Source organism: Burkholderia sp. 567 (assembly GCF_040545115.1).
Lineage (GTDB): Bacteria > Pseudomonadota > Gammaproteobacteria > Burkholderiales > Burkholderiaceae > Burkholderia > Burkholderia ambifaria.
In genome coordinates, this window is record NZ_JBEPLG010000002.1 from 134,848 (window position 1) to 146,501 (window position 11,654).

An 11,654-nucleotide genomic window follows, 5' to 3' on the forward strand; every position below is an offset into this window, starting at 1 on the left:
CTGTGGGATAATCGCCCAGTTTGCCCAGGGCGCAGCTCAAGAGGTTGTTCGCACGGGCGCGCGAGAGGCCTTCAATCCCGTGCCTCCATCCTTTTCCGCGATATTTCTTCAGCCATCACAATGCCCACATACCGTTCCAAAACCTCCACCGCCGGCCGCAACATGGCAGGCGCGCGCTCGCTGTGGCGCGCCACCGGCATGAAAGACGACGATTTCTCGAAGCCGATCATCGCGGTCGTCAACTCGTTCACGCAGTTCGTGCCCGGGCACGTGCACCTGAAGGATCTCGGCCAGTTGGTCGCGCGCGAGATCGAGGCCGCCGGCGGCGTCGCGAAGGAATTCAACACGATCGCGGTCGACGACGGCATCGCGATGGGCCATGACGGCATGCTCTATTCGCTGCCGAGCCGCGACATCATCGCCGACTCCGTCGAATACATGGTGAACGCGCACTGCGCGGACGCAATGGTGTGCATCTCGAACTGCGACAAGATCACGCCGGGGATGCTGATGGCCGCGATGCGCCTCAACATTCCGGTGATCTTCGTGTCGGGCGGCCCGATGGAAGCCGGCAAGACGCGTCTCGCGAACCCGGTCACCAAGACCGTCGAACTGAAGAAGCTCGACCTCGTCGACGCGATGGTGATCGCGGCCGACCCGTCGTATTCGGATGCCGACGTCGCCGAAGTCGAACGCTCGGCCTGCCCGACCTGCGGTTCGTGCTCGGGCATGTTCACCGCGAACTCGATGAACTGCCTGACCGAAGCGCTCGGCCTGTCGCTGCCCGGCAACGGCACGGTCGTCGCGACGCATGCCGATCGCGAGCAACTGTTCAAGCGCGCCGGCCGCCGCATCGTCGAGCTGACCCGCCAGCACTACGAGCAGGACGACATGCGCGCGCTGCCGCGCTCGGTCGGCTTCAAGGCGTTCGAGAACGCGATGACGCTCGACATCGCGATGGGCGGTTCGACCAACACGATCCTGCACCTGCTGGCGATCGCGCAGGAAGCCGGCATCGACTTCACGATGAAGGACATCGATCGCCTGTCGCGCACCGTGCCGCAGCTGTGCAAGGTCGCGCCGAACACGAACAAGTACCACATCGAGGACGTGCACCGCGCTGGCGGCATCATGGCGATCCTCGGCGAGCTCGACCGCGCCGGCAGGCTGCATACCGACGTGCCGACGGTGCACGCGCCGACGCTGAAGGATGCGCTCGACCAGTGGGATATCGTCCGCACCGACGACCCGGCAGTGCGCACGTTCTACCAGGCCGGCCCGGCCGGGATCCCGACGCAGGTGGCGTTCAGCCAGAATACGCGCTGGCCGAGCCTCGACCTCGACCGCGCCGAAGGCTGCATCCGCTCGTACGAGCATGCGTTCTCGAAGGAAGGCGGGCTGGCCGTGCTGACCGGCAACATCGCGCTCGACGGCTGCGTGGTGAAAACGGCCGGCGTCGATGAAAGCATCCTCGTGTTCGAGGGCTCGGCCCACGTCACCGAATCGCAGGACGAAGCAGTCGAGAACATCCTGAACGACAAGGTCAAGGCCGGCGACGTGGTGATCGTGCGCTATGAAGGCCCGAAGGGCGGCCCCGGCATGCAGGAAATGCTGTACCCGACGAGCTACATCAAGTCGAAGGGCCTCGGCAAGGCGTGCGCGCTGCTGACGGACGGCCGCTTCTCGGGCGGCACGTCGGGCCTGTCGATCGGTCACTGCTCGCCGGAAGCGGCAGCGGGCGGCGCGATCGGCCTCGTGCGCGACGGCGACAAGATCCGCATCGACATCCCGAACCGCACGATCGACGTGCTGGTGTCGGACGAGGAACTCGCGCGTCGGCGCGAAGAGCAGAACGCGAAGGGCTGGAAGCCGGCACAACCGCGTCCGCGCAAGGTGTCCGCGGCGCTGAAGGCCTATGCGAAGCTGGTAATGTCGGCCGACAAGGGTGCTGTGCGCGACCTGTCGCTGCTGGAAGACTGATGCCGGGCAGCGGGCCGCACGAACGGCCCGCCCGCCGGACCCAGAAGCCGCTCTCCGGAGCGGCTTTTTTTCATCCGGCGCCGGCTGGCGGCTGCGGCACCGGAACCTTCAGGCGATCAACGACGGAACTCGTCGCTGCGGCCCCGGCCTCCCCCACCGCCGTGGTTTCCGCCCCCGTCCCCGCCGCCTTGCGGCCGACCGCCGTAACCGCCGCCGCCCTGATGTGCCGGCGGCATCATCTGGACCGCGCCACCGCTCGGTGCGGGCTGCGCGGGCGGCGGCGGAGCCGGCTGATGGACACCGGCCGCGCCGGGCATCGGCGCCGGCGCGGGCATCGGTGCGGGCGCTGGCATCGGTGCGGGTGCAGGCATCGGCGCGGGCGCGCGTGCGGGCGCGGGCGCAACCTGCGGCGCCGGCGCGCGGTTCGGACCATTCCAGCCGCCGCGCGTGGCCGACGGCCGCGCATCATGCTGCACGGGCGGCGCGCCGCGCGGCTCGCGCTGGGCCGGCCAGCCCGGCTGCGGACGGCCGTAGTAGGCGGGCGGCATCCCGCCGGGGCCGACGCGCGGCTCGGCACGATGCTCCCAGCGATGGCGATCGTGAAACCACGGCCGGTGGCGGTAATAACGGTCCCAGTACGTGCCGATCGCGAACCCGGTCACCGGCACGCCGATGATCGCGCCGTATTCGAGCAGCGGCACGTAATTGCCCTGGTACGGGTAGTCGAGCTGCTGCGCGTCGATCCAGCCGCGCACGCCGGGCAGCGCGACGTCGCACCACGAGTAGTCGCTCAGGCAGCCGAACACGTCCACCGCGGTGCCGGGCGGAAGTTGCGCGACGACCGGATAATCAGGCGCCGGCCCCGCAAAGAGTTCGGCGCCCGAGTTCGTGTAGGCGCTGCTTTGCGCGTCGGCGATCCCCGGCACGGCCGCGACGCCGAACAGGACGACGCACAAACTTCTAATGATGGTGTTGCTCATATTGCTCTCCCGCGCGGTGCCGCCGCGCGTCGGTCAGTGTCGATGGCCGCCGCCCCAGTGTCCCCCACCCCAATGTCCGCCACCCCAGTGGCCGCCGCCCCACGGACGGTGCCAGCCGCGGTAGCCGCCGCCCCAATACCCGCGGAAGCCGAAGCCGATCGTGACGGGCGGCCCGTACCAGCCCGGGTAGTACGCGGGGTAGTAGGCCGGGTAAGGCACATAGGCCGGCGCGGCATAAACGGGAGCCGGCGGGTAAGCGTAGGCATAATCGTCCGCTGGCGGCGGCACGGCCGGCACGGCGGGTGTGGACGACGCGGCCGGGCCCGTATTGGCCGGCGTCACCGGGATCTCGCGCTGCGACACCACGGCGGGCGCGGGTGCGTAATACGGTGCATATCCGTAAGGGCTCGTGTAATAGCAGCCACTCAGCGCGAGGATCGCCAGCACGATGACGGCTGGCCTCGCGGCGTGGATCGGGTTCATTTGAAGCTCCGCAGGAATTCGTGCGTCGCCGCGTGGCGCGCGCCTGACTCTAGCTTACGTCCCCTGCATATTTCTGCGGGTTTGATCGGTTACTTTTTGTTTCGCCATCACAATTGAAGGGGTCGCACCGCGCGGGTACGCTGCGTGCTCGCGCGTCTGGCGCGCCGGCGTTGAAGTTGGCGCAAATGCCCTCACTTGGATATTCAGTCAGGCTGGCCGGCGCGGACGGGTGTTCGCGGCCCCCGGCGGCCTGAAACCAGCGGACTTCGGCCCGCCCAACAGGAATGCGGCTCACGCCGCCATCGACATGACTACGCCACGCCCCACGCTTCGGGCGGACACGCCCCTCGATCCGATCATCCAGCTGCTGGCGCTCGCCGGCGAACAGGGTTATCTGACGCACGCCGACCTCGTCGACGCGCTGCCGCCGGAAAGCGACAGCCCCGACGCGCTGGACGTCGTGCGCGCCGCGCTTGCGGACATCGGCATCGCCGTGCTCGACGAGCCGGCCGCGCCGGCGCCGTTCGCGGGCGCGGCACCGGTCGACGTCGATCGCGATGCGCTCGACGAGGGCCGCGCGCTGCTCGGCGATCTCGCCCGCGGCACGAGCGCGTCGACCGATCCGCTCGCGCTCTATATGCGACGCATTCACGCGGTGCCGCTGCTCAAGCGCGAGGACGAAATCGTGCTCGCCCGCGAGATCGAAACGGGCCGCCATCAGATCCTGCATGCGCTCGCCGGCTATCCGGCGGCGGTCGATGCGCTGCTCGCGCGCCATGGTGCAACGGGTGGAAGCGGCGCGGCCGGAGACGAAGGCGATCACATCGGCGACGGCGAAGGCGACACGCCGGCACCCGCGCGCTACGACACGCTGCAGGACGCCATCACGGCCCTGCGCGCCGCATTGCACGCGCAAGGCTGCCGCTCGGCCGAATACCGCGACGCGCGCAACCGCCTCGCCGCACTGCTCGGTTCGCTCGCGTGGGTTGCGCCAGCCGTCGACGATGCGACTCGCGTCGTGCGTGCGCTCGCCGCCGCGCCGGCCAATGCCGCCGCCGACAGCGACGCCGCATGCTTCGACGCGGTCGCGCGGCGCGCGCTCGGCGCCGCGCTGAGCGACGGTCAGCAAAAGGTGCGCGACGGTACCCGCGCGATGCTGGAGGCGAACCTGCGGCTCGTGCTGTCGATCGCGCGCAAGTACATGAACCGCGGCGTCGACCTGCCCGACCTCGTGCAGGACGGCTGCCTCGGCCTGATGCGCGCGATCGAGAAGTTCGAATACCGGCGCGGCTTCAAGTTCTCGACCTATGCGACCTGGTGGATCCGGCAGGCGGTCGCGCGCGCGGTGGCCGACCGTTCGCGCACGATCCGCGTGCCCGTGCACGTCGGCGACCAGTACCAGCGCGTGCAGCGGCATGCGCTGCGCTTTCGCCAACGCACGGGCCGCCGCGCGACGCCGGCCGAACTGGCCGCCGAATCCGGGCTCCCCGAGGGCAAGCTGCGTGCGGTGCTCGCGCTGCCTGCCGAGCCGCTGTCGCTCGACACGCCGCTGCCCGACGCGGAGACGGGCCTCGTCGACCTGATCGAGGACCAGGCGTCGGCGAGCCCGTTCGAGCGCCTGGCGGACACGCGCATGCGCGAATGCGTGACGTCGCTGCTGCGCTCGGTCACGCCGGCCGAAGCCGACGTGCTGCGCCGGCGGTTCGGCCTCGGCGGCGCCGAGCCCGACACCTACGACGCGATCGCGCAGGACGCGGGCATGTCGCGCGAACGCGTGCGGCAGATCGAGAAGCGCGCGCTCGCCACGCTGCGCACGGCCGCGGAGGCCGAGGGCGCGGAGTCGTTCCTCGACGCGTAACCGGTCGCGCGTTCGTGCCCTATCCCGGCACGAACGCGCGTGCGGCGCGGTTCCCGCCTGTGCAACGTTTGCTATTGACACGCATCAAGTTTTGTTCGTCGCTTCCCGTGACAATGTGCTGAAATGAACGGCGGCCCGCGCGTTGCGCGCGCCGTTCATTCCGTTTGCGCTTCCCCAGGTCCCGCACCATGCAGACGACCATCAGCCAGACGCACGAGGAAAACCGGCAAATCGCGGCTTGCCTGCGCGAAGCCGCGCAGCTGCTTGCCGATCAAGGCGCGAATCCTTACCGGGTTGCCGCCTACCGCGCGTCGGCCGATACGATCGAGTCGCTCGACGACGGCATCCGCACGCGCTTCAACACGGGCGGTGTCGATGCGCTCGGCGCGCTCCCGGAGGTCGGCACAGGCGTCGCGCAGGCGGTCGCCGAATGGCTGGTGACCGGGCGCTGGCGCCTGCTCGATCGGCTGCGCGGCGATGCGGAACGCGTGTCCGCGTTCGAAGCCGTGCCCGGCATCGGCCATGCGCTCGCGCTGCGGATTCACGACCAGTTGCACATCGATACGCTCGAGGAGCTCGAACGCGCGGCCCGCAGCGGCCAGCTCGACGCGATTTCGGGTGTCGGCCCGCGTCGCGCGGCCGGCATCCGCGCGGCGCTCGACGACGTATTGAGCCGGCGCCGGCGCTGGCAAGGCCACGCGCAGGACGCCGACCTCGGCACCGAGCCGCCTGTCGAACTGCTGCTTTACATCGACCGCCTGTACCGCAACAAGGCCGCCGCCGGCATCCTGCCGATGCTCGTGACGCGTCGCGTGAACGCGGACGTCAGCGTGTCGCCGCCCGTGATGCACATGACGAAAGGCGGCTGGCATTTCACCGCACTGTGCCCGTATCCCGCCCGCCCGCACGAGGCCGGCCGCACCGCGGACTGGGTCGCGCTCTACTTCTACGATGCGTTGCAATGCGAGCACCAGCGCACGGTCGTCACCGAAACGTTCGGTTCGCTCGTCGGCAAGCGCATCGTGCGCGGACGCGAGATGGAATGCCGCGTCTATTACGCGGGATGACGTGCTCGGGGCATTAGCCGCCGCGGCTTGCCTGCCCCGTCGCACGCTCGCGCGCCCCACTCCGGCAAGCCGAACCGCCTACGCGCCTTCCGTCTTCGTGCGACGCGCCGGATGACGGTGCGCGGCGCTGCGCAGCAGCTTGCGGAACGACGGACACTCGAGATGACTCGGCGCCGGGCACACGGCCGCATGCCGCAGCGCATCGCGCACCGCACCGAGACGGCGGATCGTACGGTCGAGCTCGTCGGCCTTGTCGTCGAGCTTCGCGCGATCGATCGCCGGGCGGCCGTCCGCGCCGAACATCGCGAGGATGTCGTCGAGCGCGAAACCGGCCTCGCGGCCAAGCGCGATGAGCGCAAGGCGCTCCAGCACCGACTCGTCGTACTGGCGCCGCAGCCCGTGACGGCCGTTCGGCACGATCAATCCCTTTTCCTCGTAGTAACGCAGCGTCGACGCGGGCAATCCCGAGCGACGCGCGACCTCGGCGATATCCAGACGGCTCATGCTTGACCTCAAGTGAACTTGAAGTTGCAAGATAGTCGCTCGACTCCTTCGACACAAGACTGGACCGCCATGAACCCGCCGAAACCGACTTGTCTGCCGGCCCGCGCCGCCGCCACCATTCGCCGCGGAGGCGCGTGATGACCTCGCCCGACCTCCTCGTGCGTATCCTGCTGATCGGCGCGGGCGCGACGCTCGTGACGGACCTGTGGGCGCTGCTGCGACGCAATGCATTCGGGATTCCGTCGCTCGACTACGCGCTGGTCGGCCGCTGGCTCGGCCACATGTTGCGCGGCCGGTTCCGGCATGCGTCGATCGTCGCCGCGCCGCCCGTGCCAGGCGAACGCGTGTTGGGCTGGATCACGCATTACGCGATCGGCATCGCGTTCGCGGGGCTGCCCGTTGCGATCGCGGGCGCGGAATGGATCGGTGCGCCGACACTCGTGCCGGCGCTCGTCGCAGGCCTCATCAGCGTCGCCGCGCCGTTCTTCGTGATGCAGCCGGCGTTCGGATTCGGCGTCGCCGCATCGCGCACGCCGCAGCCGGGCGTCGCGCGCCGGCGCAGCATCGTCACGCATCTGGTGTTCGGGGCGGGGCTTTATCTGGCGGCGTTCGGGTTGGCGACGCTGGGCCGTTGAGCGCCGCGCGCCGGCGCAGCGCATCGGGCAGGCGCGGAGGGGCTGAAACGGAATCGGCCCAGGCCGGGCCACCTCGTCATCGCGAACGACGCTCCGCCGTGTCCGGTCGACTCTGCGGCCCCAGCACGCGCCTGCGTCATTCGCCGCCGCTGTCGATCAGGTTGTGGCGCACGCGCCCGAGCAGGCGCACGAGCGTGTCGCGCTCGTCGCGCGTGAAGCCGCGCAGCCCGTCGTCGGTGACGGTGTCGCCCACTTCCAGCATCTGCGGAAAGATGTCGCGCGACTTGTCGGTCAGCCGGATCACGAACGCGCGCCGGTCGTCGTCGTTGGCGATCCGTTCGATCCATCCGCAGCTTTCCATCCGGTCGAGCAGCCGCGTCAGCGAGATCGGCGTGATCTCGAGCCATTCCGCGAGCCGCGCCTGATTCATCTCGCCCTTCCACGTCAGGTACGCGAGCACGCGGCTTTGCGCGCGCGTCAGTCCGATGCGCTTCGCGCGCCGGTCGAACAGGCGTCCTTGCAGGCGGGCCACGTCGGTGATCAGGTAGCCGATCCGGTTCTCGTAAGTCTTGTCCATGCGGCGATTATAGGGGCAGGCCGCGACTGCCCCGTGCCTCGATCCTGGGCGATAAGCATGGATATAATAAGCATGCTTATAATTCGAGTCACACCGGATCGCCGCCCATGGCGACCGCCCCACGGAGACACCCGCTTGAATCCAGCCGCCGCCGACACCCCTGCCTCGCCGCCTGCCCTCAATCGGCCGATGCTGACCCTGTCGATCATGCTCGCGACGCTGATCCAGACGCTCGACAGTACGATCGCGAACGTCGCGCTGCCGCACATGCAGGGCACGCTGTCCGCGTCGCAGGACGAGATCACCTGGGTGCTGACCTCCTACATCGTCGCCGCGGCGATCGCGACGCCGCTGACCGGCTGGCTGTCCGACCGCCTCAGCATGAAGCGGCTGCTGACGCTCTCGATCGCCGGCTTCACGATTGCGTCCGCGCTGTGCGGGCTGTCCGAGTCGCTCGTGCAGATCGTCGGCGCACGATTGCTGCAGGGGGTGTTCGGCGCCGCGCTGGTACCGCTGTCGCAGTCGATCCTGCTCGACATCAACCCGCGCGAGAAGCAGGGCCAGGCGATGGCGATCTGGGGGATGGGCGTGATGGTCGGCCCGATCCTCGGCCCGACGCTGGGCGGCTGGCTCACCGACAGCTACAACTGGCGCTGGGTGTTCTTCATCAACGTGCCGATCGGCGCGTTCGCGCTGGCCGGCGTGCTGACCTTCCTGCCCGTGCGGGCACCGCGCCCGCACGTGAAATTCGACGCGTTCGGCTTCGCGACGCTCGCGCTCGCGATCGGCGCGTTCCAGGCGATGCTCGACCGCGGCGAACAGCTCGACTGGTTCGGCTCGTACGAAATCCGCATCGAGGCGCTGGTCGCCGCCCTCGCCTTCGCGTTCTTCCTCGTGCATACGGCAACCGTCGGCAAGGCGTCGTTCTTCAAGTCGGAGTTGCTGCGCGACCCGAACTTCGCGACCGGCACGCTGTTCATCTTCGTGGTCGGCGCGGTGCTGTATGCGACGCGCGCGCTGTTGCCGCCGATGCTGCAGAACCTGATGGGCTATCCGGTCGCGACGACGGGCCTCGTCACCGCGCCGAGCGGCGCGGGCACGATGATCGCGATGCTGTTCGTCGGGCGCTTGCTGAAATACGTGGACGCGCGGGCGCTGCTGTTCGCCGGGCTGGCGATTTCCGCACTCGCGCTATGGCAGATGATGCAGTACACGATCGTGCTGTCCGAGGCGGACATCGTGTGGCCCGGGGTGGTCCAGGGCTTCGGGCTGGGGCTCGTGTTCGTGCCGCTGAGCGCGCTGTCGTTCTCGACGCTCACGCCCGAGCTGCGCGCGGACGGCACGGCCACCTACAGCCTGATGCGCAACATCGGCAGCAGTATCGGCATCTCGATCGTGCAGACGCTGATGACGCGCAACACGCAGGTCGCGCATGCCGACCTCGCGACCCACGTCACGCCGTTCGACCCGGCCGTGCAGGCGATGGCCGGCAGCCACATCGACATCGCGCTGCTCGACCGCACCATCAACCAGCAGGCCGCGATGATCGCGTACCTGAACGACTTCAAGCTGATGTTCGTCGCGACGCTGCTGATGATCCCGCTGTTGCTGCTGATCCGCCCGCCGCGGAAAACGGCGAGCATCGACGTCGCGCACGCGGCGATGGACTGACGACGCGACGGGCGCGCGCGATGCACGCCAGCGCCCGCGCCCGGCCGGCTCAGGCCTTCATCGTCCCGGTACGCACGTAGCGTTCGTGCCACGACAGCGCCTCGGTGAGCAGGTGCGGCGTGTGCTTGCCGAAGCTCTCGCGCGACGCGCGCTCGAAGTAGTCCTCGAGCATCGGACGGTAGTCGGGATGCGCGCAGGTCGCGATGATCTTGCGCGCACGCTGCTTCGGCGACAGGCCGCGCAGATCGGCGAGCCCCTGCTCGGTGACGACCACCGCGACGTCGTGCTCGGTATGGTCGACGTGGCTCGCCATCGGCACGATCCGCGAGATCGCGCCGCCCTTCGCGGTGCTGGCCGACATGAAGCACGACAGGTAGCCGTTGCGCGCGAAGTCGCCCGAGCCGCCGATGCCGTTCTGGATCTTCGTGCCCATCACGTGCGTCGAGTTCACGTTGCCGTAGATGTCGGCTTCGATCATCCCGTTCATCGCGATGCAGCCGAGGCGGCGCACGAGTTCCGGATGGTTGCTGATCTCCTGCGGGCGCAGCAGGATTTTTTCGCGGAACGTCGCGATCTCGTCGGCGAAGCGCTGCACGGCGGCCGGGCTCAGCGACAGCGCGGTGGCCGATGCGAAGCTCAGCGTGCCGTCGTCGAGCAGGTCGAGCATGCCGTCCTGGATCACCTCGGTGTACGCGGTCAGGTTCGAGAAGCCGGCCGAGCTCAGTTCCGCGAGCACCGCGTTCGTGATGTTGCCGACCCCCGACTGCAGCGGCAGCAGGTTTTCCGGCAGACGGCCGCGCTTCACTTCGTGGCGCAGGAAGTCGATCAGTTGCAGCGCGATCTGCTTGGACGTGGCGTCCGGCGCGGAGAACGCGTTGCTGCGGTCCGGCGCGTCGGTCTCGACGATCGCGACGATCTTCTCGGCCGGGCAGCGCAGGTACGGCTCGCCGATCCGGTCGTCGCTTTTCGTCAGCGGAATCGGCTTGCGGTGCGGCGGCAGCGCGGTGCCGTAATAGACGTCGTGCATCCCGTCGAGGCCGAGCGGCTGGCGCGAGTTGACTTCGAGGATCACGTGCTTCGCCTGCTCGAGCCACGTCTTGTTGTTGCCGATCGATGCGGACGGAATCAGCAGCCCGTCCTCGCGGATGCCCGCGACTTCGACGATCGCGACGTCGAGGTCGCCATACAGCCCGAACCACGCGTATTGCGCGACGTGGCTCAGGTGGACGTCCTGGTAGTCGACTTCGCCGCTGTTGATCTTGTCCCGCAGCGTCGGGTCGGACTGGTACGGCAGGCGCATCGAGATGCCGTTGGTGCGGGCGAGCGCGCCGTCGAGCTCCGGCGCGGTCGACGCGCCCGTCAGCACGTTGATCCGGAAATCCTCGCCGCGCGCGTGGGCGGCCTCGATGTGGGCGGCGAGCGCGGCCGGCACGGCCTTCGGATAACCCGAGCCGGTGAAGCCGCTCATCGCGACGGTCATGCCGGGACGGATCAGCGCGGCGGCTTCGTCGGCGGTGCGGACGAGCGAACGCAGGGCGGGAGCGAGGATGCGTGATGAAGACATGGCTGTATATCTGACGCTTTTGGTCTGTCGTTGACGTCGCGGGGGGGTGTCTCCTGAGCGACGCGAAGCCCTTGGGGCCGCGAGGGGCGGCCGGCACCACAGGCACGGTCGGAGTATCGCAGAGGCCGTCGCCGCGAAATGTCCGCTGAATGCAAAAGATACTTACTGAATGCGCCGGGTATCGAACGGCCGTTCTGTGACAGGCGGAGCAATCTGCCGAATGCACCCGAAAGGTGCGCGAAAGCGAATCGGCAATTTGCCGCCCGCGGATGACGAACGACCTCACGTCACTCGACTGTGACGTTTCCGGATTGACTGCCTGAACGCAGGGAATC

General features: G+C 68.8%; 10 protein-coding genes. 5 read left to right on the forward strand and 5 right to left on the reverse strand.

Translation table 11 applies throughout. From position 1 onward, the window contains the following. Positions 1–120 precede the first annotated feature (120 nt). A complete protein-coding gene (ilvD, locus tag ABIC50_RS06065) occupies positions 121–1,980 on the forward strand; it encodes a dihydroxy-acid dehydratase (RefSeq protein ID WP_354162316.1) in 1,860 nt (619 codons plus the stop codon). A 116-nt stretch (positions 1,981–2,096) separates the two neighbouring features. Here ilvD and ABIC50_RS06070 read toward each other — a convergent pair whose 3' ends face one another. Then, positions 2,097–2,960: an SH3 domain-containing protein gene (locus tag ABIC50_RS06070; RefSeq protein WP_354162319.1), complete on the reverse strand. Its 864-nt coding sequence runs from the start codon at positions 2,958–2,960 to the stop codon at positions 2,097–2,099. A 33-nt stretch (positions 2,961–2,993) separates the two neighbouring features. After that, positions 2,994–3,443: a hypothetical protein gene (locus ABIC50_RS06075; protein ID WP_175667808.1), complete on the reverse strand. Its 450-nt coding sequence runs from the start codon at positions 3,441–3,443 to the stop codon at positions 2,994–2,996. A 307-nt stretch (positions 3,444–3,750) separates the two neighbouring features. Here ABIC50_RS06075 and ABIC50_RS06080 point away from each other — a divergent pair, with 307 nt between their 5' ends. Both ABIC50_RS06080 and ABIC50_RS06085 read left to right on the forward strand, forming a co-directional pair. Then, complete coding sequence (locus tag ABIC50_RS06080; protein ID WP_354162322.1) at positions 3,751–5,301, forward strand: sigma-70 family RNA polymerase sigma factor; 1,551 nt, start codon at positions 3,751–3,753, stop codon at positions 5,299–5,301. A gap of 188 nt (positions 5,302–5,489) precedes the next feature. Continuing rightward, positions 5,490–6,368: a helix-hairpin-helix domain-containing protein gene (locus ABIC50_RS06085; RefSeq protein ID WP_354162325.1), complete on the forward strand. Its 879-nt coding sequence runs from the start codon at positions 5,490–5,492 to the stop codon at positions 6,366–6,368. A gap of 78 nt (positions 6,369–6,446) precedes the next feature. On the opposite strand, the gene ABIC50_RS06090 is transcribed toward ABIC50_RS06085, so the two are convergent. Further along, positions 6,447–6,872, reverse strand: coding sequence for a helix-turn-helix domain-containing protein (locus ABIC50_RS06090; RefSeq protein WP_175654962.1), 426 nt, complete (start codon positions 6,870–6,872; stop codon positions 6,447–6,449). Between the two features lie 137 nt (positions 6,873–7,009). Here ABIC50_RS06090 and ABIC50_RS06095 point away from each other — a divergent pair, with 137 nt between their 5' ends. Further along, positions 7,010–7,507 (forward strand): DUF2938 domain-containing protein, encoded by a 498-nt coding sequence (locus tag ABIC50_RS06095; RefSeq protein WP_354162328.1) that lies wholly within the window; start codon positions 7,010–7,012, stop codon positions 7,505–7,507. Positions 7,508–7,643: 136 nt separating this feature from the next. Here the strand turns inward: ABIC50_RS06095 and ABIC50_RS06100 are convergent, their stop codons facing one another. After that, on the reverse strand, positions 7,644–8,084 hold the full coding sequence (locus ABIC50_RS06100; RefSeq protein ID WP_269017228.1) for a MarR family winged helix-turn-helix transcriptional regulator: 441 nt from the start codon (positions 8,082–8,084) through the stop codon (positions 7,644–7,646). Positions 8,085–8,219: 135 nt separating this feature from the next. On the opposite strand from ABIC50_RS06100, the gene ABIC50_RS06105 reads away from it, so the two are divergent. Then, the gene (locus ABIC50_RS06105; RefSeq protein ID WP_354162331.1) at positions 8,220–9,755 is read left to right on the forward strand and encodes an MDR family MFS transporter; all 1,536 of its coding nucleotides are present in this window, start codon (positions 8,220–8,222) and stop codon (positions 9,753–9,755) included. A gap of 49 nt (positions 9,756–9,804) precedes the next feature. Here ABIC50_RS06105 and scpC read toward each other — a convergent pair whose 3' ends face one another. Further along, complete coding sequence (gene scpC / locus ABIC50_RS06110; RefSeq protein ID WP_354162334.1) at positions 9,805–11,319, reverse strand: succinyl-CoA:acetate CoA-transferase ScpC; 1,515 nt, start codon at positions 11,317–11,319, stop codon at positions 9,805–9,807. Positions 11,320–11,654 lie beyond the last annotated feature (335 nt).